The organism is Pseudomonas sp. NPDC077649 (assembly GCF_044542855.1).
GTDB lineage: Bacteria > Pseudomonadota > Gammaproteobacteria > Pseudomonadales > Pseudomonadaceae > Aquipseudomonas.
On record NZ_JBITVF010000006.1, the window covers coordinates 283,315 to 305,893 of the forward strand.

Genomic DNA, 22,579 nt, shown 5'->3' on the forward strand with positions numbered 1-22,579 from the left:
CGGCTCGTGCCTCACCCCCAGTTCCAGCGGCTCTCGGCCACCGCGTCGTGGGCGTGCAGGCTTTCCGCGTGCACCACCCGCACGCGCAAGGCGCTGGCCTGCGGCAGCTGGCGCAGGGCGCGGTGCAGGCGCCGTACGGCATCTTCGCAGAACATCAGGTTTTGCCCGTTGGCCAGGGCGAAGGCCTGCTCGTCGGCGCGTTTGACCGCGGTCTGCACCGGCGTGCCGAGGGCGCGTTCGGCGCCGTCGAGCAGCGCCAGCAGCGGCAGCTCCTTGCAATCCGGGTTCAGGCGCAGTTGCAGGGTCGCCGTGCTGCGCTGGCTGTGCGGCGTGGCGAGGATGCCCCGGGTGCTGCCGAGCCAGCCGATGATGTCGGCGCGATCGAGGTTTTTGCCTGCAAAATCTTCGTTGAATTGCTGCTGGATCAGCTGCCGGGCCAGCGCCGCCGAGCACGGGCAGGTGGACGAATAGGCCAGCTCGACCTGCAGTTCGACCTGGAATTGGCGGCCGTCCTGGCGTGCGCGAACCTCGAAGGGGTAGTGCTTCCAGCCGCTCAACGGGCTGATCAGCGCCGGGCGCTCCAGCGGCAGCGCGCCGCGCAGAGTCAGGCTGGCGCTGTCCGACAGCTCGCGGTGGCTGCCCAGGCAGTCGTCCAGCAGCCGCTGCAGCGCCGGCACGTCCAGGGGTTGGCCGGCCAGCGCCTGCAGGGCCAGGTACAGGCGTGACATATGGATGCCGCGCGCGCCGCCATCAATCAGGCTGACGCCGATATCGGCCTGGGCCGTCAGCGTCTGGCCGGCCAGCCGCAGCGGCAGGGCGATGCCGGCCATGCCCACCCAGTCCAGCGGCAGGTCGTGGTGGGTGGCTTGGGCGGCTATGTCCGGCAGGGTCTGTACGTTCATCGCAAATCCGTGGGTTGCTGGTTCAATTGAATGTTATGTTATAACACTAAAAAATAAACCAGCCGATGTGCCATGACCCTGACTGTGCCTACCGAAGCCGAACTGCTCGCCCAGCCCGCCGACGCCTATATGAACGACGCCCAGCAGCGCTTCTTCCGCGCCCTGCTGCTGGCCCAGCGTGCCGAATTGCAGGCGCGCATCGACGAGGAATTCGCCGAACTGCGCGAGCGCGAGACCAGCAGCGACGTCGCCGATATCGGCAGCGCCGAGGAGCAGCGCCAGTGGCAGCTGCGCCTGCTGGAGCGGGAGAAGAAGCTGCTGGACAAGATCGACCAGGCGCTCGAACGCCTGGCGCGCGGCGAATACGGCTGGTGCGCCGAGACCGGCGAGCCCATCGGCCTCAAGCGCCTGCTGCTACGCCCCACCGCGACCCTGTGCATCGAGGCCAAGGAGCGCCAGGAGCAGCGCGAAAAACATCAGCGTGACCGTGACTGAACAAGGAACCCCCATGAATCAGCGTCTACCCGTTACCGTGCTGTCCGGCTTTCTCGGCGCCGGCAAGAGCACCCTGCTCAACCATGTGCTGAAGAACCGCGAAGGCCGCAAGGTCGCGGTGATCGTCAACGACATGAGCGAGATCAATATCGACGGCGCCACCGTCCAGCAGGACGTCAGCCTCAACCGCGCCGAAGAGAAGCTGGTGGAAATGAGCAACGGCTGTATCTGCTGCACCCTGCGCGAGGACCTGCTCGACGAGGTCAGCCGCCTGGCCAGCGAAGGCCGCTTCGACTACCTGCTGATCGAATCCACCGGCATCAGCGAGCCGCTGCCGGTGGCCGAGACCTTCACCTTCCGCGACGAGCAGGGCCGCAGCCTGTCCGACCTGGCGCGGCTGGACACCATGGTCACGGTGGTCGACGGGGTGAACTTCCTGCGCGACTTCCACGAGGCCGACAGCCTGGCCAGCCGCGGCGAAACCCTGGGCGAGGAGGACGAGCGCTCGATCACCGACCTGCTGATCGAGCAGGTGGAGTTCGCCGACGTCATCCTCATCAGCAAGATCGACCTGATCAGCCAGGCCGAGCGCGAGGAGCTGATGGCCATCCTCCGTGGCCTCAACACCCACGCCGAGATCCAGGCCATGAGCATGGGCCAGATCGCCCTGGACAAGATCCTCGACACCGGTCGCTTCGACTTCGAGCGCGCCGCGCAGGCGCCGGGCTGGCTCAAGGAGCTGCGCGGCGAGCACGTGCCAGAAACCGAGGAGTACGGCATCGCCTCCAGCGCCTACCGTGCGCGCCGGCCCTTCCATCCGCAGCGCTTCTTCGACTTTATCGCCCGCGACTGGGTCAACGGTCGCCTGCTGCGCTCCAAGGGCTTTTTCTGGCTGGCCAGCAAGTACCAGGAAGCCGGCAGCTGGTCGCAGGCCGGCGGCCTGATGCGCCATGGCCTGGCCGGGCGCTGGTGGCGCTTCGTGGCCAAGCAGCACTGGCCGCAGGACGAGGAGGGGCTGCAGGCGATCATGCAGCACTGGAGTGCCGAGGTCGGCGACTGCCGCCAGGAGCTGGTGTTTATCGGCCAGAACATCGACTTCGCCCGGCTGACCGCCGAGCTGGACGCCTGCCTGCTCACCGACGAGGAAATGGCCGGCGGGCCGGAGGCCTGGCGTCTGCTGCCCGATCCCTTCGGCGCCTGGCAGCAGGAGGCGGCCTGATGTTGGCCCTCAAGCTGCGCCCGGCGCCGCGTCAGGCGCTGGGCGAGGATATCCAGGTGCTCACCGAGGTGCTGCGCGACGAGGTCAACCTGGCTGTCTGGCAGCGCCGCCTGCCGGCGCAGATCGAGGACTTCGCCGCGGCGCTGCTGGCCCAGGGCGAATCCCTGGCGCAGTCCATGACCCTGGAGCTGGCGACGCCCGACAGCGCGCCGAATCTCGACGGCCTGGTGGCGCAGTACGCCGATCTGCCGGGCCAGGCCGCCTTTCTCGCCGACGTGGCCTGGCTGGTGCGCGCCTACGCCTGCCTGCTCGATGCCGAGCGCATCGGCCTGCGCCTGCGTGTGCTGGACAAGGCCATGTGCCCGCGCTTTCACGTCGACCACGTGCCGCTGCGGCTGATCACCAGCTACGCCGGGGTCGGCAGCCAGTGGCTGGAGGAGGGCGGCATGCCGCGCGCACGCCTGGGCGATGGGTCGGCCGAGCCGCAGGACGCGGCAGCGATCCGTCAGCTGCAGGCCGGCCAGGTGGCACTGGCCAAGGGCGAGAAGTGGCAGGGCAACGAAGGCCGTGGGCTGATCCACCGCTCGCCGCAGCCGCCGGCCGGCGAACGGCGGTTGCTGTTGACCCTGGATTGGCTGGCCTGAGGGCGGTTGCGAGGGTTTCCGTTGGGCTTCGTCGCGGGCTCCTCAACCCACGGGATGGCGAACCAAAAAAATAGGCCGGAGCGACTGCCCCGGCCTTAAGCACCAAGAGATCATGTCGACGCGTGACTCGACATGAGGGCCATGTGAGGTACCCGCAGTCATTAGGCGCTGTTTGGGTGACGTTTTGATGTCAGGGTTCGATCCAGGTGCCCTGATACTGGCTGGTGCAGGCCGGCTGCAGATACAGCGCATCGCTGGCCACGCCGTAGTAGTGGATGTCCTGCCGATACAGACCGCTGCCGGCCCGCGCCTCCTGGCACACGCCGTAGGCGCCCGCGGGGCACTGTTCGAGGAACTCCACCTCCACCTTCTGGCCCTGCAGCTGCGGCTGGCAGAAGCCCTCGCGGAACAGCTGGCTCGGGATATTGCGGTTCTCCTGGCACAGCTGCACGTCCAGGCGCTCGGCCTGGCTGTGCACCACGCAAGCCTCGCCCAGGGCCAGGCCGGGCAACAGGGAGAACGGCAGCAACCACGCACGCATCGTATCGACTCCAGAGCAAATTGCCGGCGAATCTAGCACGCCGTCCACCTGCAGTCTGTGCTGGCAACGGCAGCCAAGACCGTCGACCATAGGCCCATGCTCAGTCAGATCCCCACCCACCTGATCGCCGGCCCCCTCGGCGCCGGCAAGACCAGCCTGATCCGCCAGCTGTTGGCGCAGAAGCCGGCGGCCGAGCGCTGGGCGGTGCTGGTCAACGAATTCGGCCAGATCGGCCTGGACGCCGCGTTGCTGGAGCGCGGCGAGGATGGCGTCGCCCTCGCCGAGGTGGCCGGCGGCTGCCTGTGCTGCGTCAACGGCGCGCCCTTTCAGGTCGGCCTCGGTCGCCTGCTGCGCCGGGCGCGGCCGGACCGCCTGTTGATCGAGCCATCCGGCCTCGGCCACCCGCTGCAACTGCTGGAGCAGCTGCGCCAGCCGCCCTGGATTGGGGTGCTGGCGGTGCAGCCGATGCTGCTGGTGCTGGACGCCGCCGCCCTGGCTCGCGGCGAGGCGCTGCCCGACAGCCAGCGCCTGGCGCTGGACGGCGCCGGCCTGCTGCTGCTGAACAAGAGCGAGCACCTGAGCGCCGAGGACCGCGCCCGTATCGCCGCCGCATTGCCGCCGCTGCCACTCTTCTGGACCACCCAGGGCCGCCTCGAACTGGCGCTGCTGCCGGGCCGCTCCGCGCAGGGCGGCAACCTGGGCGCCGCCGCACTGCCCAGCGCCGCAGCGCCCCTGCCGCAGCTGTGGCGCACGCCGGACGAACCCATCTGCCTGATCCAGGATCAGGCCGAAGGCTGGAGCATCGGCTGGCGCTGGCACCCGAGCCAGCGCTTCGACCTGCTCCGGGTGCAGCGCTGGCTGGATGGCCTGGACTGGCGCCGGGCCAAGGCGGTGCTGCACGGCGAAGACGGCTGGCGCTCGCTCAATGCCCTGCACGGCCAGGCCGGCGAGGGCTGGCGCGCCAGCGAATGGCGCAAGGACTCGCGCCTGGAGCTGATCTTCAGCGAGGCGCAGGATGCCGCAGCCCTGCGCGTCGGCCTGGCCGCCTGCCGCGTCTCGTAGACCGCGTTAGCGGTCAGGGATGACTCTGGAACCAGGCGAGGATCTTGCCCGGCGAGCTGGCGAACCACTCGTGCCCGCCCAGCGCCTCGGTATGCCGCGCGGTCGGTATGCCCTGATGGAGCAGGCGGTCGTAGTACAGCTCCATGCTCCACCAGGGCACGGTGAGGTCGACGAAGCCGTGCACGAACAGGGTCGGCGGATGGTCGGCCGGCAGCGTCGGCACGCTGCACAGCGGCCCGGAGCAGGTGGCGTAGGAGCCGGACTGGATCGCCAGCGCCTTGAATCGGCCGGGGAAGGACACCGCCATGCGGCTGCTGTTGTAGCCGCCACTGGAGATGCCGGTGGCGTACTGGCGGCTGGCGTCGAGCGGGCCGAAATGGCCGGCGGCGATGGCCTCCAGCACGTTGCCGAGAAAGTCGTAGTCGGTGCTCAGCTCGTAGTGCTGCGCCAGCCCGGGGATATTGGTCTGCCAGAACAGATCGGCCGGTGCGCTCGGCGCAACCACCGCGTAGCCGTTGTCGAGCAGGCGCTGGATCAGCTTGCCCTCGTAGAAGCCGCCGAACGGCATATTGCTGTAGTAGGTGAAGTCGTCGAGCGGGAAGAACGAGCCCTGGTAGATCAGCACCACCGGCCAGCCGGCGGCCGGCGGCGTGCCCAGCGGCGTCTGGTAGATCACCTGGCGCTGGCCGACCAGGCCGGAATCGATCCAGGCGGACTGATAGCTGCAACTGACCTTGGCCGGCAGCAGCAGGCTCTTGGCGCGCTCGCTGCAGCGCGAGGCGGCCTGGGCCTGGAGGGTGGACAGGGACAGCAACAGCAGGCAGAGACAGGCGGTGCGAAGGCGGGACATGGCGGAATGCTCCGTTGTTGTTATGGGGACCGCGCATCGAATTGAAACAGGAATTCCGATTCCGTCAAGTGCCGCAGGCCGCGCCAATCCTGGCCTGCAGGCGAATGCGGCGGGCTTGAGCGCTGCGGAGAAGAGAAAAATAGAACCGGGGGCTTGCCAGGCTGAAACCAGCGTACTAGTTTATTCGGAACCGATGTTCCGATTCCGATAAAAACAACAGCTGGAGGTCATCGTGGCACATCAAGGAAGGGGCCTGGCGGCAGCCGGCCTGGCATTGCTCGGGGCGCTGCCATTCGGCGTGGCGCAGGGGTTTCAGACCCGTCATGGCGACTGGGGCGTGTCGCTGGACACCACCCTGTCCTACGGCGTCAGCTACCGCATGGAGGGGCAGGACAGCAAGCTGATCGCCCGCGCCAACGGCGGCACAGGCGACAACACGGCGCTGATCAACTCCGACGACGGCAACCTCAACTTCAAGAAGGGCGAGCTGTTCTCCGAGGTGGTCAAGGCCGTCTCCGAGCTGGACCTGCGCTATCGGGAACAATACGGCCTGTTCGTCCGCGGCCGCGCCTTCTACGACTTCGAGCTCGAGGACGACGAGCGTCGCCATCGCCCGATCAGCGACGCCGGCCTCGACGAAGCCGGCTCCAGCACCGACCTGCTCGACGCCTTCGTCTATGGCAGCTGGACGCTGGGCGAGCGCGCGCTGAACGCCCGTCTCGGCCGTCAGGTGATCAACTGGGGCGAGTCGCTGTTCTACCAGAACGGCATCGGCGCCACCAACCCGGTGGACATCAACGCGCTGCGCGCCCCGGGTTCGGAGATCAAGGAGGCCTATATGCCGACCGCCATGGTCTATGCCTCCTTCGAACTGCGCGACAACCTCAGCATCGAGGGCTACTGGCAGCCGGGCAAGGCCTGGGAGGCGTCGAAGATCGACCCCTGCGGCACCTACTACTCGACCCTCGACGTGCTCGGCGAGGGCTGCAACTACCTGTCGGTGGCGCCGCTGCAGGAGGCTATTCTCGGTACTGCCTTCGACAGCCCGGCCGTGGCCGCGGCCTACGGCGAGGCGCTCGGCCCCGGCTTCGTCAACGAGCTGATCCGCGGCTACCTGCCGCGCACCTTCATGCCGCGGGCGCAGGACATCGACGGCGACGACTCGCCCCAGTACGGCGTGGCCCTGCGCTGGTACGTGCCGCAGCTGAACGACACCGAACTGGGTTTCTACTACCTGCGCTACAACATGCAGGTGCCGATGATCGGCCTCACCGTCGGCCAGCCGGTGCTGGTGCCGGTGGTCGGCCTGCTGCCGGACGCCAGCAGTTCGCGCTACTACGCCGAGTATCTGGAGAAGCGCGACCTGTTCGGCGTCAGCTTCAACACCTCGGTCGGCGGCGACAGCATCTTCAACGGTCTGTCGCTGGCCGGCGAGCTGAGCTACCGGCCGGACACGCCGATCGCCCTGGGCCTCGGCGAGTACCTGCCGGACGCCCTGTTCGGCAACCTCGCCGGTCTGCCGGTAGGCACGCGTCTGGACGGCTACCGCGAGAAGGACATGGTCCAGGCCTCGCTGTCGGCCATCTACAACTTCACCGGGCTGCTCGGCGCCAACTCCGCGACCCTGTTCAGCGAACTGGTGGCCAGCCGGGTGCAGGGCCTGGAGTCGGACGTCGACTACTACGAGGCCACCAGCAGCGCCTACGGCGCCCAGGCCAGCCTGCAGCTGACCTACAGCAACGTGTTCAACCTGGTCACCCTGGCGCCGAGTGTCAGCTACCAGTACAGCATCAACGGCGTCGCCCCCCAGCTCACCAACGGCCTCGACGAGGAAGCGCAGAGCTGGTCGCTGGGCCTCGACGCCATCTATCAGGAGGCTTTCACGGTCGGCGCCCGCTACGTCGGCTACAGCGGCGGCGGCTTGTCGAACAAGCGCACCGACCGCGACTACCTGAGCCTCAACGTCAAATACAGCTTCTGAGAGGGAACGCCATGCATCGTCTGAATATCACCCTGCTGGCCTTCGCCCTGTTGGCAGCCGCGCCGGCCATGGCCCAGGTCGACGCCGCGCAGGCCGCGCGGCTCGGCCAGGATCTCACCCCCATGGGGGCCGAGCGCGCCGGCAATGCCGCCGGCAGCATTCCCGCCTGGGACGGCGGCCTGGCCAAGGACAGCGGCGCCTTCGACGCCAAGCTCGGCTACAAGGACCCCTTCGCCGCCGACCAGCCGCTGTTCACCGTGACCCAGGCCAATGCCCAGCAGTACCGCGAGCAGCTCAGCCCCGGTCAGCTGGCCATGCTGCAGCGCTACCACGACAGCTGGAAGCTCAAGGTCTACCCGACCCGACGCTCGGCGTCCTACCCGGACAAGGTGTACGCCGCGGTCAAGACCAACGCCACGACAGCCAAGCTGATCGAGAACGGCAACGGCATCGCCGACTTCCAGCTGGCCACGCCCTTTCCCATTCCCCAGTCGGGCCTGGAGGTGCTGTGGAACCACCTGGTGCGCTACCGCGGCGACAGCGTCAAGCGCTACTACGCCCAGGCCGTGCCGCACGCCAGCGGCGACTACTTCATGACCCGCATCGAGGACCTGTTCCTGTTCAACCAGGACGCCGGCGATCTCAGCAAGGGCAACGGCAACGTGCTGTTCTACTTCCGCCAGTCGGTGCTGGCGCCGGCGCGCCTGGCCGGTACCGAGCTGCTGGTTCACGAGACCGTCAACCAGGTCAAGGAACCGCGTCTGGCCTGGCTCTACGCCGCCGGCCAGCGCCGCGTGCGGCGCACGCCGAACGTCGCCTACGACTCGCCCGGCACCGCCTCCGAGGGCATGCGCACCACCGACAACTTCGACATGTTCTCCGGCGCGCCGGACAAGTACGACTGGCAGCTACTGGGCAAGCGGGAAATGCTGGTGCCCTACAACAGCTACCGCTTCGCCGCCAAGAGCAACAAGTACAGCGACATCGTCCAGCGCGGCCACGTCAATCCCGAGCTGCTGCGTTACGAGCTGCACCGCGTCTGGCACGTACGCGCCACGCTGAAGGCCGGCCAGCGCCACCAGTACAAGCGCCGCGACTTCTACTTCGACGAGGACAGCTACCAGATCCTGCTGGTCGATCACTACGACAACCGCGACAACCTCTGGCGCCTCGGCGAGTCCTACACCATCAACTATTACGATCAGCCACTGGTGTGGACCAAGGGCGACGCAATATACGACCTGATCGGCGGCCGTTATGTCATCGGCATTCTGTCCAACGAAGAACCGGCGGATCAGTTCGATATTGCCCTGAAACCCACCGACTTCACCCCGGCGCAACTTAGAAGGGACAGCGTGCGTTAATTATCGGCAACTTTCAGATAATTGCAGATAAGCCGAGAAAGTTCCTCTGGCACAACTTCCCTGGGCGTCGTGCCGAGGCTGCCGACCATGGTGAAGTAGTTCATCCCGGCCAGCAGCAGATGGGCGCACAGATCGGCCGCCTGGGCGGGATTGGGGTGGCCCAGTTCGGCCGGGTTGGCCAGGGCGATACGGCAGAAGGTCTGACCGATATGGGCATTGAGCTGATGGAAGCGCTGGCGGAAACGCAGGTCCGCCGAGCTGCGCCGGATCAGTGCGCGGAGCAGACCCTCGCTGCCTTCGAACTGGCGCACCAGGCCCTGGATAAAGGCCGCGACGCGCGTCTGCAAAGGCGTTTCGGCATGTGCCAGCTGCTCGGCGAGGGCATCGATGGCGCTGCCGCTCTGCTCGATGAAGCGCTCGTGCACGGCGTACAGCAGCACGTCCTTGTCGCCCAGCAGGCGATAGAAGGTGCCCACCGAGGATTCGGCCAGCTGGGCGATCTGGGAAATGCCGGTGTCTTCGAAGCTGTCGTTGGCGAGCAGCTCGGCGGCGACGTTGAGGAAGCGTTCCAGAGCCTTTTTGCTGCGTGCCTGGGTAGGGCTGGCGATGCTGTACATGATCAATTCTCGAACCGGCACGGGCCGATTCTAGGGGGTTTGGCAAGTCAAGGCAAATAACCGCTCCATTATTAGAAAGTTGTCTGGAAAGTTGATGGATTAACGCCCGGTGGATGATTCCTTTATTGCGAGTCAGGGCACTTTATTGTTTGTTGTTAATTAAGGAGTCGAGTGAGCTATGGACTATCTGCATCTACCCAGTGGACGCATCGCCTATGTTTGCCGCGGCCAGGGCCCGGCCGTGCTGTTGCTGCATGGCCTGGGCTCTTCCTCGCTCGACTGGCAGCCACAGATCGAGCACCTGGCCCGGCACTATCGGGTCTATGCCCTGGACCTGCGTGGCCATGGCCAGAGCGCGCCGCTGCGTGCGCCGGTGAGCCTGGCCGAGCTGGCGGCGGATGTGGCCGACTTCATCCGTGCCCTGGATATCGAGCCGTGCGTCCTGGTCGGCATCTCCATGGGTGGCATGCTCACCTTCCAGCTGCTCGCCGATCACCCCGAGCTGCTGCGCGCGGCGGCGGTGGTCAACAGCGCGCCGAGCTTTCCGCTGGACAGCTGGAAGATCCGCGCCCAGGTCGGCCTGCGCCTGCTGCTGGTGCGCGTGCTCGGCCTGCCGACGCTGGCGCGGCTGCTGGCCGGCAAGCTGTTCCCCAAGGCCGAGCAGCAGGCGCTGCGCGAGCAGCTGATCGAGCGCATCGCCGGTAACGACCGCACCTCCTACCTGCACGCGATGCGCGCCATTCCCGGCTGGAGCGCCTTGCCGCGGGCGGCGCAGGCGGACACCCCGCTGCTGGTGGTGGCCGGCGACCGCGACTACACGCCGCTGGCCTACAAGCGCGCCTATGTCGCCCAGTTGCGCAACGCCCGTCTGGAGGTGATCGAGGATTCCGGCCACGCCACCCCGCTGGACCAGCCGCAGCGCCTCAACCAGTTGCTGCAGGCCTTTATCGCCGAACATTCGCCGCCCGTGCCGGCCTGACGCGGCGCCGGCGCGCCGCTACACTGGCCAGCCGTCATTGGCTGCGGCTGGTCCTCTATGCAACTGCTTCCCTGGTCCCATTCCTGTTCCGCCGGCTTCACCCTGCGCGGCTGGCACAGCCCGCCCTCGGGCAAGCCGCTGCTGCATTTCCTGCACGGCAACGGCTACTGCGGGCGGGTCTACGAGCCGATGCTGGCGCGGCTGGCTGAGGACTTCGACCTCTGGCTGTGCGACGTGCAGGGCCATGGCGACAGCGATCACGGCGGCCGCTTCCACGGCTGGAACCGCAGCGCCGAGCTGGCGCTGGAGGCCTTCGAGGCGTTGCGTGCGCCGTTCGGCGAGGTGCCGCGCTTCGCCCTCGGCCACAGCTTCGGTGGCGTACTGACCAGCCTGATCCTGGCCCGGCATCCCGAGCTGTTCCGGCGCGCGGTGCTGCTCGATCCGGTGCTGTTCAGCCCGGCGATGATCGGCGTGATGGCGCTGTCCGACGTGGTCGGCCTGGCCCAGCGCAGCGGCATGGCGAGCAAGGCGCGCAAGCGTCGCCGGCAATGGCCGGATCGCCCCGCCGCGCACGCCGCGCTGCACGGCCGCGGCATGTTCCGCGGCTGGGACGAGGCGGCTTTTTCCGCCTATATCGAGCATGCGTTGAAGGAGGTGGCGGATGGCGTCGAGCTCAAGTGCCGGCCGAGCCGCGAGGCCGAGATCTTCGGTTCCTACCCGCGCCGCCTGTGGCCGTCGCTGGCCAAGGTGAGCACCCCGACCGAGGTGATCCACGGCGCGCGCAGCTATCCCTTCGTCGCCCGCTCGGTGGCGCGCTGGTGCGCGGGCAACCCGCATGTGCGCGGCCAGGTGGTGCCCGGCGGGCACTGCTTCATGCAGGAGCGGCCGGCCGACAGCGCCGAGCGGGTGGCCAACTTCCTGCTGCAGCGTGGCTAGGTCGTGAGCGCCGAGCGCGAGGAGGTCTGGCTGGCGCTGTCCGACCTGTGGCTGGACAGCGAGCTGGACGAGCCCTGGCTGCGCAGCATCGCCGCGGTGCTGCGCAACAGCGGCCTGAGCCGCGCGGAGCTGGAGCGAATCTTCCACTACGAGGTGGCGCCGGTGGTGTGGCTCAACCACTGGGTGACGGCCGGGGTCTGGGGCGCCTTCGACCGCGACTGGCTGGTGGAGGGCTGTCGGCGCAACCAGGCCCGTGGACGCTGGCATCGCGGCTGTTGCCGGCTGCTGCGCTGGCCGATGAGCTACGGCTGCCGCGGCGAATGGCGGCAGGTGCTGGCGCTGCTGGATGACGCCGAGGGCTGAGGGCTCACTCGGCCTTGCGCCGCCAATCCTCCAGGCGAATCACCTTGTCGCTGCCCTGGGTCGCCACCGGCTCCGGTTGGGCCTCGAGCACCGGATGCGGCTGCAGCTCGATACGCCCCAGGTGCTGGCCGAACATGCTGATCTGCCCGCGCAGGCGCTGCTCGCCGGTGACGGTGAACTCGAAGTCGTAGAGCCGCGCCAGGCGCCGGTGGCCGCGGGCGTCGCGCAGGATGGCCAGGCGGCGCAGGGCCACCGCGCCGTCCAGCAGCTCGACGTCGAGCCTTGCGCAGTGCTGCTTGGCCAGGCTCAGGGCGCGTTCGCGAATGCCGTGGCCGCGCCACAGCCAGGCGCAGAAGGCGGCGAACAGCATCAGCAGGAAGACATCGAACAGATCGATCATTATGACTCCGGCGGCGGGAGAGAGAGCTTAGCAGGCCGTTGAAAAACTACCTACGTTGCCATTGCTGCGTTAAAAACAGACTCGGAATGCTCATTTACAGCTCGTAAACTCCGCTTCCTCGCCTGTTTGACTCGCTGGCGCTCGCCCTTCGGGCCAGCCTTCGGCTGTTACTCCCGTTGGTCGTTGCGCCTTGCACTGGCTGCCTCGCCTACGTTTTTCAACGGCCTGCTAGCCTATCTGCCGCCCGCTTCTCAGCCCATGCTGTCGGGTGGACGCTGGGTGGCTCTCAGCTTTTCTCTTCGCTCAGGGCCTGGTAGCGCTGCTGCAGTTCGGCGCGGATCTGCCGGCGCTGGGCGGCCTGGCGCTGGCGGCGCAGGCCGTCGGGGGTGTCCGGCTGCAGCTCCGGTACCGGCGCCGGGCGGCCCTGTTCGTCCACTGCGACCATGGTGAAGAAGCAGCTGTTGGTGTGGCGCACCGAGCGCTCGCGGATGTTCTCGGTGATCACCTTGATGCCGATCTCCATCGAGGTGCGCCCGCAGTAGTTGACCGAGGCGAGGAAGGTGACCATCTCGCCGACGTGCACCGGCTCGCGGAAGATCACCTGGTCCACCGACAGGGTCACCACGTAGCGACCGGCGTAGCGGCTGGCGCAGGCGTAGGCGACTTCGTCGAGGTACTTGAGCAGGGTGCCGCCGTGGACGTTGCCGGAGAAGTTGGCCATGTCCGGGGTCATCAGTACGGTCATCGTCAGTTGTGCGGTTCCGGCTTCCATAGGTACTCCGTGGGCGGGGGATGGGCGGGACGCTGCAGGACGCCTGCTGTCGTGCCGGCTCGGCGCCGGGATCGCGGCGGCCTCCTGCAAGGACGCCGGCGGGCGCTCGCGCGCCACAGTCCACGGCCGGTTTGGCTGCCGAACGTCAGCGCAGGCCGTACTGCGCCTTGAGCCGCTGCACGCTGGCGTCCTGTTCGACGAGGAAGCGGTCGAAGCGGCGGATCAGTTCCGGGTGGCGGTAGCTGCTCAGGTGGAAGCTGGTGTAGGTCAGCGGCAGTTGCTGATCCAGCTGCAGGTAGTCGCTGGCCAGGCCCATCTCGCCGAGCTGGTAGCGCACCACCTGGGGGTTGGCGTAGAGCGCATCGAGCCGGCCGCGGGCGACCATGCGGATCAGGCTCTGGATGTCCTGGGTCTCCACCAGGTCCACCCCACCCTTGGCCAGCAGCGGCTGCCAGGCTTCGGCGGTGAAGCCGCGCACCGTGCCGAGCTGGCGCACCCGGGCCAGGCCCTGGCCGCGCCGTTCGGCGAGCACCAGGGTGCCGTCGACGATCTGCGCGGCGGCATCGCTGTAGTGCAGGTGCCGACCGGTCTTGGCCTGGCGTGCCCAGGCCGGGTTGTCGGGGAACAGCAGATCGAGGCTCTGCTCGTCGAGCAGGTTGCGGTACAGGCGGTTGATCGGCTGCGGCAGCAGTTCCAGGGTCAGGCCCTCGTGCTCGGCGAAGGCCTGCAGCAGGTCGAGGCAGTAGCCTTCGGGCGGGCTGCCGGCGACGGCGCGGTAGTAGGGGAAGTAGTCGTGCAGCTCAATACCGACGCGCAGCGTCTCGCCCTGGCCCAGATTGGCCAGCAGTGCCAGAGCCAGCAACAGCCAGCGTTTCATGCGTTTCTCCCCGCCCCTCGCCGTAGCAAGCTTAGCCCAGGGGGCGGCGTTCAGGCGTGGCTCAGGTACCAGCGCCAGTCCTGTTCGCCCACCTCGCCCATGAACTGGCGGTACTCGGCCCATTTGATCGCCAGGAACACCTTGAGGAACTCCTCGCCCAGCGTCTGTTTGGCCCAGGCGGAGTTCTCCAGCGCGCGCAGCGCGGTGAGCCAGTCGGTGGGCAGGGTCTCGCGCGCCTGCTGGTAGCCGTTGCCGATGATGGCCTGGCCCGGGTCGATCCGCTCGCGGATGCCCTTGTGGATGCCGGCGAGGATCGCCGCCGCGGCCAGGTAGGGGTTGGCGTCGGCGCCGCAGATGCGGTGCTCGACGTGGCGACTCTTGGCCGGCCCGCCCGGCACGCGGAACGACACGGTGCGGTTGTTCACCCCCCAGCTCTTGGCCAGCGGCGCGTAGCTGTTGGCCTGGAAGCGGCGGAAGGAGTTGGCGTTGGGGCAGAAGATCGCCAGGGCGTCGTCGAGCGTGGCCATCATCCCGCCAATCGCATATTTCAACAGCGGCGTGCCCTGCGGGTTTTCGCTGGCCATGAGATTGTTGCCGTCCGCGTCGGCCAGCGACACGTGCATATGCAGGCCGCTGCCGGCCTGGTCGCCGAACGGCTTGGCCATGAAGCAGGCCTGCAGCCCGTGCTTGTTGGCCACGCCCTTGACCAGGCGCTTGTAGCGCACGCCTTCGTCCACCGCCTGCAGCGCGTCGAAGCGGTGCTCCAGGGTCAGCTCGAGCTGGCCGGGGGCGTATTCGGAGATCGCCGTGCGCACCGGCAGGCCCTGCGCCTCGCAGGCGGCGTAGAGGTCGTCGAGGAACGGCTGCAGCTGCTCCAGCTCGTACACGCCGTAGACCTGCGGCGCCTGCGGGCGCACACCGTTCATCTGCAGCGCCGGTTGCGGCCGGCCGCAGGCGTCGCGGGTCTTGTCCAGCAGGTAGAACTCCAGCTCCACCGCCATCACCGGGTGGTAGCCGTCGGCCTTGAGCGCCTCGATGGCGCGCACCAGCACGTGGCGTGGATCGCCCGGGGTAGCCGGCAGGCCTTCGGTCGGGTGCATGCTCACCTGCAGCTGGCCGGTGGGCACCGCGCGCCAGGGTTGCAGGCACAGCGAGCCGGGGATGGGGTAGGTCCAGCAGTCGGCATCGGCCACTTCCCAGACCAGGCCGCTTTCTTCCACGTCCTCGCCCTGAATGGTCAGCGACAGGATCGAACTGGGCAGCGGCCGGCCGTGCTCGTAGATGGCCAGCAGCTCGTCGCGGTGCAGCAGCTTGCCGCGCGGGATGCCGTTAGCGTCGATCAGCATCAGCTCGATGCTGCGTACCTCGGGGTGGCGTTCGAGGAAGTCGCGGGCTTCCTGGGGGTTGGCGAATTGCATGGTGGTCTCTCACCTGATGGGCACGTTGTGCACCGGGGCGTAGGGTGGATGGCGCTTTATCCATCCACCGGGTATCGGTGGCCTGTTGGTGGATGAAAAGAGCGTCATCCACCCTACGGATTATTCGCGGGCGCCGGGAATGGCCAGCAGCTCGGTGAGGGCCTGGTCGAGCATGCCTATCAGCTGGTCCACATCCTGCTCTGTGGTCGAGGGGCAGCACAGGGTCATATTGTGGAAGGGGGTGATCAGGATGCCGCGGTTGATCAGGTACAGGTGCAGGGCCATCTGCAGCTCGTCGTGGAAGGCCGCCTCGGCCTCGGCGCCGGTGCGCGGCGCGGTGGCGCAGAACTGGAATTCGCAGCGTGCGCCCAGCTCGGTCACCGACCACTTGAGCGCATGCTGGCCGATCAGGCGGCGAAAGCCCGCCGCCAGTCTGGCGGCCAGCGGCAGCATATGGGCGTAGGCGGCCGGGGTCATCACCTGTTCCAGGTTGGCGCGCATGCAGTGCATGGCCAGGGCGTTGGCCGACAATGTGGTGCCCATGCCGCTGTGGCCGTGGCCATGGCTGCCTTCGCTGGCGCGTTTGCGCGCTTCGGTCATGGCCTCGGCCATCGCCGCGCTGCAGCCGAAGATGCCGCAGGGCACGCCGCCGGCGATGGGTTTGCCGACCACGAAGAAGTCCGGCTCGAGATCCCAGAGTTTGGTGCAGCCGCCGATATCGGTGGAGATAGTGTGGGTTTCGTCGATGATCAGCAGCGCGCCGTATTTGCGGGTCAGCTCGCGGCACTGATGCATGAAACCCGGCTCGGGCATGACCATGCCGATATTGGTCATGGCCGGCTCGCAGAGCAGGGCGCAGACGTCGCCCTGGGCCAGCGCGGCCTCCAAGGCGGCGACATCGTTGAACGGGATCGAGCGGCTGTACTGGGTCAGGTCATAGGCCTGGCCGACCAGGCCGGAGCGGGCCACGGTCTGGCCATCGCGATGGCGCACCATCACGTCGTCCACCGTGCCGTGGTAGCAGCCGTCGAACACCAGCAGGGTCTTGCGCTGGGTAATGGCGCGGGCCCAGCGCAGCACATAGCGATTCGAGTCCGTTGCCGTGGCGGTCACCTGCCAGAACGGCAGGCCGAAGCGCGCCGCCAGCAGCTCGCCGCAGACCACCGCGTCCTCGCCCGGCAGCATGGTGGTCAGGCCGTTGTTGCCCTGTTCGGCGATGGCCTTGGCGATCGGGTCCGGCGAGTGGCCGAACATGCTGCCGGTGTCGCCCAGGCAGAAGTCGATGTACTCGTGGCCGTCGACGTCGTAGAAGCGCGCGCCCTTGGCCCGCTCGACGAACAGCGGCACCGGGGTCGACCAGTCGGCCATCCAGTGCATCGGCACACCGCCGTACAGCGAATGCCGCGCGCGCTCGGCCAGGGCGACGGACTTGGGGTTGCGGGCCAGGAACAAGGCGCGCTCGGCGGCGGCGAAGCGTTCCACGGCGGCGGGGCTGATAGCGCTGGCGGTCATCTGGGCATACCTCGGTAAGAATCTGGCGGTATGATATTTTGTGATCACATATTAGTAAATGATGTCGATGAATCCGCTATATTTCGCCGATTCACGGTTTTTTGGTGATCACAAATAAGATGCGCCAGTTCGTCGCTTAGGCACAAAGCGCCGTCTTGAGTACACTCGTGCACATTTTTCACGGAGGCCGCCATGCGTGACTGTAGCCTGACCCTTGCCCAACTGCCGGCGCCGCCGCTGGAGGCGCTCGATGGCCGATAACCTGCAGGAGCAGCTGTACCAGAAGATTCGCGAGGGCCTGCTGGCCGGGCGTTTCCAGCCCGGCGAACGGCTGAAGATCCGTGACCTGGCGGCGCAGTGGGGCACCAGCCCGATGCCGGTGCGCGCGGCGTTGCAGCGGCTGGTGGCCGAGGGCGCGCTGGAGGGCGAGCCGCAGCGTTCGGTGCGGGTGCCGGCGATGACCCGCGAGCGCTACGAGAACATCTTCCAGGTGCGCCTGGGCCTGGAAGGGCTGGCGGTGGAACTGGCCACGCCGCGCCTGCGGGCGGCCGATCTGGCCCTGCTGCGCGACTGCGTGGCGCGCATGGATGCGGCCATCGAGCAGCGTCAGGTGCAGGACTACCTCCGCGCCAACAGCCAGTTCCACCTGCACCTGTACGCCGCCTGCGGCAACCCGGTGCTGCTGCGCTCCATCGAGTCGCTGTGGCTGCAGATCGGCCCCTTCTTCAACCGCCTGTTCACCGGCGCCGACCTGTCGTTGCGGCTCAACGACTTCCACGAGGACGCCTTCGCCGCCATCGAGGCCGGCGACGCCAAGGCCGCGCGTCAGGCGATGGAGCAGGATCTGCTGTACTTCGCGCGCTTTTTGCTCAACCTGCTGGCGCTGGAGCAGGGCGAGGGGTGAGGCGCTGCCCCCCAACGGCGTCGGGGGCAGTCCTGCAGGCGGGGTTAGCCGCCAGCATGGTCAGTGGGGCGGGCGGCACTTTCGCGGCGGCCTGACCCAGCGCCGCTGCCCGGCCCTCAGCTTTCCAGCCAGACGTCGCGGCACCAGTGCCACACCGAATCCCAGCTCTCGTCGGTCAGCTCGCCCTCATCGCCGTCCCACAGCCAGACCTGGCCTTCCACGTCCACCGCGTAGTAGTCGCGGCCGCTCTGGCACAGCGGCACCAGGTCGCGCGGCAGGCCCAGGCTCCAGGCCTCGGCGGCCACTTCCGGCAGGTAGGTGTGCGATTGCGGGTCGCTGGCGGTGACCGGCTCCAGGCGGCCGTAGACCACGTCGCTGACCTTGAGCAGGAACTCGCGCAGCTCGAAGGGCAGGTGGATGAGGATCTGCTCCTGGATCTCCACCAGGGTTTCCTCGTCCGGCAACTCCAGCGGCACCGGCACCGGTTCGTTGAGTTCGCGCAGCTGTTCGATGACTTCTTCCACGGGGGCAACCTCCTGATCAATGCGGCGGGCTTTATACCCCAACAGCCTGCTGGGGCGGTATCGGTGCGCGACGGCTTCAGCCGGCGTGGAAGAAGGCCAGCTTGTTGCCGTCCGGGTCGCGGAAGTAGCCGATATAGAAGCCGGGCATGCGTTCGCCCGGTGCGCCTTCGTCGCTGCCGCCGAGGCTCAGTGCCTTGGCGTGCAGTTCGTCGACCTTGGCCCGCGAGCCCGCCACCAGGGCGGTCATGCAGCCGTTGCCGACGCAGGCCTGCTGCTGGTCGTAGGGCAGGCAGACGCCGAACATCGGCTGCTTCATGCTGGTGCCGAACAGGGTCAGCCGGCCGATATCCACCAGCGGCTTGGCGCCGAGGCCGGCGAGCAGCTCGCCGTAGAAGGCCTTGGCCTTGTTCAGGTCGTGGGTACCGACTGTGGTGTATCCGATCATCCGCGCGTGCTCCTCGAGGTAGGCGCTATCACTCTAGCCGAAAGTCGACGGGCAAAAGAAACCCGGGACAAGCCCGGGTTGCTGTGCTGCGCGGCGCGATCAGTTCTGGCGGATGCCAGCGATCAGCCAGGGCTGGTTGTCGCCCTGGGCGCGTTCCAGGCGCCAGCTTTCGCTGAACGGCTCGCCCTGGTCGAAACGCGAGGTCTTGGCCACGCCGCTGAAGGTCAGGGTGGCGGTGGTCTTCTCGGCGTTGTCGTCGACGCCGTCCAGCTGCACGGCCAGCTCGTCGATGTAGGTGGACTGGAAGCCCTCGCCCAGTTCGGCACGTTCGCGCTTGAGGAAGTCCAGCAGCTGCGGGGTGACGAACTCGGCGATCTTGTCCATCTCGTCGGCGTCCCAGTGCTGCTGCAGGTTCATGAAGTGCTCGCGACCGGCGGCGATGAAGCTCTGCTCGTTGAACCAGGCCGGGGCGTTGATCACCGGACGGGCCGCGGCAGCGGCGTTGCCGCCGAAGATCGAGGTCGGCGCGGCGCTGGCCGGCATTTCGCGCTGGTAGGGCGCGCCGGCGGCGGCGACTTGCGGCTGCTGGCGGGCGCGACGGGCGGCGAGGAAGCGGAACAGCAGGAAGGCGATCAGGCCGAAGATCAGCATGTCCATGATCTGCAGGCCTTCGAAGCCGTCACCCATGAACATCGAGGCGAGCAGGCCGCCGGCGGCCAGACCGGCCAGCGGGCCGAGCCAGCGCGAAGCGCCGCTGGCGGCGGCCGGTTGGCGACCGGCGGTCGGGGCGGTGGCGGCCGGCTGCGTGGGCTGGGCCTGACGGGTCTGGTGGCTGGGCGCGGAGCCGAACGACTTGCCGCCGCCGAAGCGCTTGGCATGGGCCTCGAAGCTGAAGGTCAGGGCCAGGCACAGGACCATGGCGATACTGAGGAAACGCTGCATCACGGTTTTCTCTCTGGTGGAAAGGCGTGGCGGCATCTTGCCCGGCATGGGCGGCGATGACCAGTGACAGAATGTTTCCGGCTTTTGCTTTGCGCCGCGACGGTGCAGCATGGCGGTCGAGTCGAGCCTGTCCGGAGCCGCCACCTTGTATCAGCCGAAAGCCTTCGCCGTGAGCGATCTTGCCACCCTGCACCAGTTGATCGAGCAGAGCCCGCTGGCGACCCTGGTCAGCCCGGGCGCAAACGGCCTGCAGGCCAGCCATCTGCCGTTGCTGCTGGTGGCGCAGGAGGGCGAGTTCGGCACCCTCTACGGTCATTTCGCCCGGGCCAACCCGCAATGGCGCGAGCTGAACGGCGACACCGAGGCGCTGGCGATCTTCCAGGCCGGCGAGGCCTACGTCAGCCCCGGCTACTACCCGAGCAAGGCCGAGCACGGCAAGGTGGTGCCGACCTGGAACTACCAGGCGGTGCACGTGCACGGCCGGCTCGAGGTTTTCGACGAGCGCGAGCGCCTGCTCGATCTGGTCGGCCGCCTCAGCGCCCATCACGAGCGGGGGCAGGCGCAGCCCTGGGCGGTGAGCGATGCGTCGGCCGACTATATCGACAGCATGCTGCGCGCCATCGTCGGCTTCGCCCTGCCGATCCGGCGGATCGAGGGCGTGCGCAAGCTCAGCCAGAACAAGGGCGCCGCCGACTTCGCCGGCGTGCGCGAGGGCCTGGCGCAGTCGTCGCGGGCGGAGGAGCGGCGGATCGCCGAGGCGATGGCGGGTCTGAAACGCTAGGCTGTCGCCGGGCCGCCCGGGCGGTGCGCATCACGGCCTTGTCGGGATTGCGCCCCGGTGTGCGGTTGCTCCTGTAGCCGGATGCAATCCGGGGCTGTGCACGAGGATTTTCCGCGGATTGCCTCCGCGCCGCGCATGCGCGCCATTTCCCCTTCAGCGGCGCAGCAGCAGGGCCAGCGCGCCGCAGCGCAGCTGGCCGCGCAGAAAGGCGCGGAATTCGGCGGCGTCTTCCTCGGGGTGGCGCAGCCAGTGCACGAAGCTGCACAGGTAGGCGCCGGTGAGCAGGGTCTCTTCGGCGATGCGGCGCAGGTGCAGGGTCTCCCGTCCGGCGGCCTCGCGCCACCACTGCACGGTGCGGCTGACGCGCATCAGGCCGAGCAGTTGCAGGTGGATATGCCCGGGCTCGAGCTTGTACAGCAGCATCTGCCCGGTCACCGCGCGGTGCGCGGCGAGGCTGTCGAGCCAGGCCAGCAGGCAGGCTTCCAGGCGCTGTTCGGCGTTCAGTTCGGCGAGGTCGGGCTGGCGTGCGCGGGCCAGCATGGCCAGGTCGGCGCGGTCGAACCAGGCTTCGACCAGGGCGTCCTTGTCGCGATAGTGCGGGGCGATGTCGTCCAGCCCGGCGCCGAGGGCGGCGGCCACTTCGAACAGGTGCAGGCGCTCCCAGCCGCAGACGTCGGCCAGCTGCAGGGCGCTGTCGAGGATGCGGGCGGGGGTGAGGGCGGCTTTCTTCATCGGTTCACCTCGCCTTCGAGTATGGCCGCGCCGCCGCCACCCAGGGCCTGAAACGACAAACGGAAGCCGAGGCTTCCGTTTGCGGGCATGTCATCCGGGCTACGCAGTTCGTAGGGTGGATGTAGAAAGCGACAGCTACGCGCCCCGATCCACCCTACGCTTGTCCGGCTGCGACGCTCGCCTCAGCGCCAGTTGTACAGTTCCTTCTCCGAGACCGAATGCATCGGCGCGGCGAGGGCCTGGAAGGCCTTCATCGAGGCCCAGATGCGGCCGTTCAGCTCGCTCTGCGCGGCCAGCTCGCCGAGCACCACATCGGCCTCGCGCTGCATGGCGTCGAGCACCTCGTCGGGAAAGCGCTTGAGCAGGGTGCCGCTCTTCTTCAGCTGATCCAGGGCCAGGGCATTGTGGTAGACGTAGTCGTCGAGCATGTCCTGGCTGGCGCCGCGGGCGGCCTCGGTGAGGATCGCCTGCAGGTCGGCCGGCAGGCTGTCCAGGGCCTTCTGGTTGACCAGCAGCTCGAGCACCGCCTGTGGTTCCTGCCAGCCCGGGTAGTAGTAGTACTTGGCCGCCTGCTGCAGGCCGAAGGCCTGGTCGTTGTAGGGGCTGACCCAGTCGGTGGCATCGATGGCGCCGGTCTGCAGGGCGGTGAACACCTCGCCGCCGGGGATGTTGACGGTGATCGCGCCGAGCTTGGCCAGCACCTCGCCGCCCAGGCCCGGGGTGCGGATCTTCAGGCCCTTGAGGTCCTCCAGCGAGTTGATTTCCTTGTTGAACCAGCCGCCCATCTGCATACCGGTGTTGCCGACCACGAAGGGCTTCACCCCGTGCGGCGCATAGGCCTCGTCCCACAGCGCCTGGCCGCCGCCCTTGCTCAGCCAGGCGTTCATTTCCAGGGTCGACAGGCCGAACGGCACCGAAGTGAAGAACTGCGCGGTGCTGACCTTGCCCTTCCAGTAGTAGGCGGCGCCGTGGCCCAGCTCGGCGGTGCCGCGCGACACGGCGTCGAACACCTCCAGCGGCGGCACCAGTTCGCCGCCGGCGTAGACCTTGATGGTCAGGCGGCCGTCGCTCATGGTCTTGACCCGTTCGGCCAGGCGCTCGGCGGCGGTGCCCAGGCCGGGGTAGTTCTTCGGCCAGGCGGTGACCATCTTCCACTGGTAGGTCTGCGCCGGGGCGGCGGCCTGCTCGCTGCCGGCCTGGTCGTCCTTGCAGCCGGCCAGGCCGAGGGCGGCCAGCAGGGCCGCGGTGGCGGTGAAGAGATGACGGCGATTCATCGGGGCTTCCTTATTGTGGGTTCTCAATCCCGTGGTCCGGAGGCG

Annotated in this window: 25 protein-coding genes; 11 read left to right on the forward strand and 14 right to left on the reverse strand. The window is 67.9% G+C overall.

The window, feature by feature from the left end; translation table 11 throughout:
* Window positions 1–11: 11 nt before the first annotated feature.
* Window positions 12–902, reverse strand: a complete 891-nt coding sequence (gene folE2 / locus ACIGFL_RS18870) for a GTP cyclohydrolase FolE2 (protein ID WP_397498161.1) — start codon at window positions 900–902, stop codon at window positions 12–14.
* Between the two features lie 72 nt (window positions 903–974).
* Between folE2 and dksA the strand changes: the two genes are divergently transcribed.
* From dksA to ACIGFL_RS18885, 3 genes are read left to right on the forward strand one after another with little or no spacing between them, the layout of a single operon-like run.
* A complete protein-coding gene (gene dksA / locus ACIGFL_RS18875) occupies window positions 975–1,397 on the forward strand; it encodes an RNA polymerase-binding protein DksA (protein ID WP_021443112.1) in 423 nt (140 codons plus the stop codon).
* 13 nt (window positions 1,398–1,410) lie between these two features.
* Window positions 1,411–2,616 (forward strand): zinc metallochaperone GTPase ZigA, encoded by a 1,206-nt coding sequence (gene zigA / locus ACIGFL_RS18880; RefSeq protein WP_021443111.1) that lies wholly within the window; start codon window positions 1,411–1,413, stop codon window positions 2,614–2,616.
* On the forward strand, window positions 2,616–3,260 hold the full coding sequence (locus ACIGFL_RS18885; protein ID WP_021443110.1) for a DUF1826 domain-containing protein: 645 nt from the start codon (window positions 2,616–2,618) through the stop codon (window positions 3,258–3,260). The genes zigA and ACIGFL_RS18885 overlap by 1 nt, the downstream gene beginning before the upstream one ends.
* A 190-nt stretch (window positions 3,261–3,450) precedes the next feature.
* On the opposite strand, the gene ACIGFL_RS18890 is transcribed toward ACIGFL_RS18885, so the two are convergent.
* Window positions 3,451–3,801, reverse strand: coding sequence for a hypothetical protein (locus tag ACIGFL_RS18890; RefSeq protein ID WP_021443109.1), 351 nt, complete (start codon window positions 3,799–3,801; stop codon window positions 3,451–3,453).
* A 96-nt stretch (window positions 3,802–3,897) separates the two neighbouring features.
* Between ACIGFL_RS18890 and ACIGFL_RS18895 the strand changes: the two genes are divergently transcribed.
* On the forward strand, window positions 3,898–4,863 hold the full coding sequence (locus ACIGFL_RS18895; protein ID WP_397498162.1) for a CobW family GTP-binding protein: 966 nt from the start codon (window positions 3,898–3,900) through the stop codon (window positions 4,861–4,863).
* Window positions 4,864–4,876: 13 nt separating this feature from the next.
* On the opposite strand, the gene ACIGFL_RS18900 is transcribed toward ACIGFL_RS18895, so the two are convergent.
* Complete coding sequence (locus ACIGFL_RS18900; protein ID WP_397498163.1) at window positions 4,877–5,713, reverse strand: plasmid partitioning protein; 837 nt, start codon at window positions 5,711–5,713, stop codon at window positions 4,877–4,879.
* Window positions 5,714–5,945: 232 nt separating this feature from the next.
* Here ACIGFL_RS18900 and ACIGFL_RS18905 point away from each other — a divergent pair, with 232 nt between their 5' ends.
* Together ACIGFL_RS18905 and ACIGFL_RS18910 are read left to right on the forward strand one after the other, a co-directional pair.
* Window positions 5,946–7,694: a DUF1302 domain-containing protein gene (locus ACIGFL_RS18905; protein ID WP_397498164.1), complete on the forward strand. Its 1,749-nt coding sequence runs from the start codon at window positions 5,946–5,948 to the stop codon at window positions 7,692–7,694.
* Between the two features lie 11 nt (window positions 7,695–7,705).
* On the forward strand, window positions 7,706–9,058 hold the full coding sequence (locus ACIGFL_RS18910; protein WP_397498165.1) for a DUF1329 domain-containing protein: 1,353 nt from the start codon (window positions 7,706–7,708) through the stop codon (window positions 9,056–9,058).
* On the opposite strand, the gene ACIGFL_RS18915 is transcribed toward ACIGFL_RS18910, so the two are convergent.
* Window positions 9,055–9,675, reverse strand: a complete 621-nt coding sequence (locus ACIGFL_RS18915; protein WP_397498166.1) for a TetR/AcrR family transcriptional regulator — start codon at window positions 9,673–9,675, stop codon at window positions 9,055–9,057. The genes ACIGFL_RS18910 and ACIGFL_RS18915 overlap by 4 nt on opposite strands.
* 178 nt (window positions 9,676–9,853) lie before the next feature.
* Between ACIGFL_RS18915 and ACIGFL_RS18920 the strand changes: the two genes are divergently transcribed.
* Genes ACIGFL_RS18920 through ACIGFL_RS18930 form a run of 3 tightly spaced genes read left to right on the forward strand, consistent with a single transcriptional unit; the run spans window position 9,854 to window position 11,953 of the window.
* Entirely contained in the window at window positions 9,854–10,654 is an 801-nt protein-coding gene (locus ACIGFL_RS18920; protein ID WP_397498167.1) for an alpha/beta fold hydrolase, read from the forward strand.
* A 57-nt stretch (window positions 10,655–10,711) separates the two neighbouring features.
* Window positions 10,712–11,590: an alpha/beta fold hydrolase gene (locus ACIGFL_RS18925; RefSeq protein ID WP_397498168.1), complete on the forward strand. Its 879-nt coding sequence runs from the start codon at window positions 10,712–10,714 to the stop codon at window positions 11,588–11,590.
* A 3-nt stretch (window positions 11,591–11,593) separates the two neighbouring features.
* Window positions 11,594–11,953 (forward strand): hypothetical protein, encoded by a 360-nt coding sequence (locus tag ACIGFL_RS18930; RefSeq protein WP_021445733.1) that lies wholly within the window; start codon window positions 11,594–11,596, stop codon window positions 11,951–11,953.
* A 4-nt stretch (window positions 11,954–11,957) separates the two neighbouring features.
* Here the strand turns inward: ACIGFL_RS18930 and ACIGFL_RS18935 are convergent, their stop codons facing one another.
* From ACIGFL_RS18935 to ACIGFL_RS18955, 5 genes are all read right to left on the reverse strand, one after another.
* On the reverse strand, window positions 11,958–12,353 hold the full coding sequence (locus ACIGFL_RS18935) for a DUF3301 domain-containing protein (protein WP_122110153.1): 396 nt from the start codon (window positions 12,351–12,353) through the stop codon (window positions 11,958–11,960).
* Window positions 12,354–12,639: 286 nt separating this feature from the next.
* On the reverse strand, window positions 12,640–13,125 hold the full coding sequence (locus ACIGFL_RS18940; RefSeq protein ID WP_021445701.1) for an acyl-CoA thioesterase: 486 nt from the start codon (window positions 13,123–13,125) through the stop codon (window positions 12,640–12,642).
* 145 nt (window positions 13,126–13,270) lie between these two features.
* Window positions 13,271–14,002, reverse strand: coding sequence for an ABC transporter substrate-binding protein (locus ACIGFL_RS18945; RefSeq protein WP_158603108.1), 732 nt, complete (start codon window positions 14,000–14,002; stop codon window positions 13,271–13,273).
* A gap of 50 nt (window positions 14,003–14,052) precedes the next feature.
* Complete coding sequence (locus ACIGFL_RS18950; RefSeq protein WP_397498169.1) at window positions 14,053–15,420, reverse strand: glutamine synthetase family protein; 1,368 nt, start codon at window positions 15,418–15,420, stop codon at window positions 14,053–14,055.
* 120 nt (window positions 15,421–15,540) lie between these two features.
* Complete coding sequence (locus ACIGFL_RS18955) at window positions 15,541–16,932, reverse strand: aspartate aminotransferase family protein (protein WP_397498170.1); 1,392 nt, start codon at window positions 16,930–16,932, stop codon at window positions 15,541–15,543.
* Window positions 16,933–17,182: 250 nt separating this feature from the next.
* Here ACIGFL_RS18955 and ACIGFL_RS18960 point away from each other — a divergent pair, with 250 nt between their 5' ends.
* Window positions 17,183–17,836 (forward strand): GntR family transcriptional regulator, encoded by a 654-nt coding sequence (locus ACIGFL_RS18960; RefSeq protein WP_397498171.1) that lies wholly within the window; start codon window positions 17,183–17,185, stop codon window positions 17,834–17,836.
* 116 nt (window positions 17,837–17,952) lie between these two features.
* Here the strand turns inward: ACIGFL_RS18960 and ACIGFL_RS18965 are convergent, their stop codons facing one another.
* From ACIGFL_RS18965 to ACIGFL_RS18975, 3 genes are all read right to left on the reverse strand, one after another.
* On the reverse strand, window positions 17,953–18,360 hold the full coding sequence (locus tag ACIGFL_RS18965; RefSeq protein WP_021443680.1) for an SMI1/KNR4 family protein: 408 nt from the start codon (window positions 18,358–18,360) through the stop codon (window positions 17,953–17,955).
* Window positions 18,361–18,436: 76 nt separating this feature from the next.
* Entirely contained in the window at window positions 18,437–18,805 is a 369-nt protein-coding gene (locus tag ACIGFL_RS18970; protein ID WP_021443681.1) for a VOC family protein, read from the reverse strand.
* 99 nt (window positions 18,806–18,904) lie between these two features.
* A complete protein-coding gene (locus ACIGFL_RS18975; RefSeq protein WP_397498172.1) occupies window positions 18,905–19,747 on the reverse strand; it encodes a Tim44 domain-containing protein in 843 nt (280 codons plus the stop codon).
* Between the two features lie 145 nt (window positions 19,748–19,892).
* Between ACIGFL_RS18975 and ACIGFL_RS18980 the strand changes: the two genes are divergently transcribed.
* A complete protein-coding gene (locus ACIGFL_RS18980; protein WP_397498173.1) occupies window positions 19,893–20,528 on the forward strand; it encodes an FMN-binding negative transcriptional regulator in 636 nt (211 codons plus the stop codon).
* A 153-nt stretch (window positions 20,529–20,681) separates the two neighbouring features.
* On the opposite strand, the gene ACIGFL_RS18985 is transcribed toward ACIGFL_RS18980, so the two are convergent.
* Window positions 20,682–21,260 carry a TetR/AcrR family transcriptional regulator gene (locus ACIGFL_RS18985; protein ID WP_397498174.1) on the reverse strand — a complete coding sequence of 193 codons (579 nt, stop codon included), beginning with the start codon at window positions 21,258–21,260 and terminating at the stop codon, window positions 20,682–20,684.
* 182 nt (window positions 21,261–21,442) lie between these two features.
* Window positions 21,443–22,534 (reverse strand): TRAP transporter substrate-binding protein, encoded by a 1,092-nt coding sequence (locus tag ACIGFL_RS18990; RefSeq protein WP_397498175.1) that lies wholly within the window; start codon window positions 22,532–22,534, stop codon window positions 21,443–21,445.
* Window positions 22,535–22,579 lie beyond the last annotated feature (45 nt).

Excerpts from the sequence above, each read along its gene's own strand:
- ACIGFL_RS18955 (WP_397498170.1), bottom strand. The coding sequence starts at position 16,932 with ATGACCGCCAGCGCTATCAGCCCCGCCGCCGTGGAACGCTTCGCCGCC.
- dksA (WP_021443112.1), top strand. The coding sequence starts at position 975 with ATGACCCTGACTGTGCCTACCGAAGCCGAACTGCTCGCCCAGCCCGCC.
- ACIGFL_RS18900 (WP_397498163.1), bottom strand. The coding sequence starts at position 5,713 with ATGTCCCGCCTTCGCACCGCCTGTCTCTGCCTGCTGTTGCTGTCCCTG.
- ACIGFL_RS18920 (WP_397498167.1), top strand. The coding sequence starts at position 9,854 with ATGGACTATCTGCATCTACCCAGTGGACGCATCGCCTATGTTTGCCGC.
- ACIGFL_RS18945 (WP_158603108.1), bottom strand. The coding sequence starts at position 14,002 with ATGAAACGCTGGCTGTTGCTGGCTCTGGCACTGCTGGCCAATCTGGGC.
- ACIGFL_RS18915 (WP_397498166.1), bottom strand. The coding sequence starts at position 9,675 with ATGTACAGCATCGCCAGCCCTACCCAGGCACGCAGCAAAAAGGCTCTG.
- ACIGFL_RS18960 (WP_397498171.1), top strand. The coding sequence starts at position 17,183 with ATGGCCGATAACCTGCAGGAGCAGCTGTACCAGAAGATTCGCGAGGGC.
- ACIGFL_RS18895 (WP_397498162.1), top strand. The coding sequence starts at position 3,898 with ATGCTCAGTCAGATCCCCACCCACCTGATCGCCGGCCCCCTCGGCGCC.
- ACIGFL_RS18950 (WP_397498169.1), bottom strand. The coding sequence starts at position 15,420 with ATGCAATTCGCCAACCCCCAGGAAGCCCGCGACTTCCTCGAACGCCAC.
- ACIGFL_RS18990 (WP_397498175.1), bottom strand. The coding sequence starts at position 22,534 with ATGAATCGCCGTCATCTCTTCACCGCCACCGCGGCCCTGCTGGCCGCC.
- ACIGFL_RS18975 (WP_397498172.1), bottom strand. The coding sequence starts at position 19,747 with ATGCAGCGTTTCCTCAGTATCGCCATGGTCCTGTGCCTGGCCCTGACC.
- ACIGFL_RS18890 (WP_021443109.1), bottom strand. The coding sequence starts at position 3,801 with ATGCGTGCGTGGTTGCTGCCGTTCTCCCTGTTGCCCGGCCTGGCCCTG.
- ACIGFL_RS18935 (WP_122110153.1), bottom strand. The coding sequence starts at position 12,353 with ATGATCGATCTGTTCGATGTCTTCCTGCTGATGCTGTTCGCCGCCTTC.
- ACIGFL_RS18970 (WP_021443681.1), bottom strand. The coding sequence starts at position 18,805 with ATGATCGGATACACCACAGTCGGTACCCACGACCTGAACAAGGCCAAG.
- zigA (WP_021443111.1), top strand. The coding sequence starts at position 1,411 with ATGAATCAGCGTCTACCCGTTACCGTGCTGTCCGGCTTTCTCGGCGCC.
- ACIGFL_RS18910 (WP_397498165.1), top strand. The coding sequence starts at position 7,706 with ATGCATCGTCTGAATATCACCCTGCTGGCCTTCGCCCTGTTGGCAGCC.
- ACIGFL_RS18940 (WP_021445701.1), bottom strand. The coding sequence starts at position 13,125 with ATGGAAGCCGGAACCGCACAACTGACGATGACCGTACTGATGACCCCG.
- ACIGFL_RS18885 (WP_021443110.1), top strand. The coding sequence starts at position 2,616 with ATGTTGGCCCTCAAGCTGCGCCCGGCGCCGCGTCAGGCGCTGGGCGAG.
- folE2 (WP_397498161.1), bottom strand. The coding sequence starts at position 902 with ATGAACGTACAGACCCTGCCGGACATAGCCGCCCAAGCCACCCACCAC.
- ACIGFL_RS18925 (WP_397498168.1), top strand. The coding sequence starts at position 10,712 with ATGCAACTGCTTCCCTGGTCCCATTCCTGTTCCGCCGGCTTCACCCTG.
- ACIGFL_RS18985 (WP_397498174.1), bottom strand. The coding sequence starts at position 21,260 with ATGAAGAAAGCCGCCCTCACCCCCGCCCGCATCCTCGACAGCGCCCTG.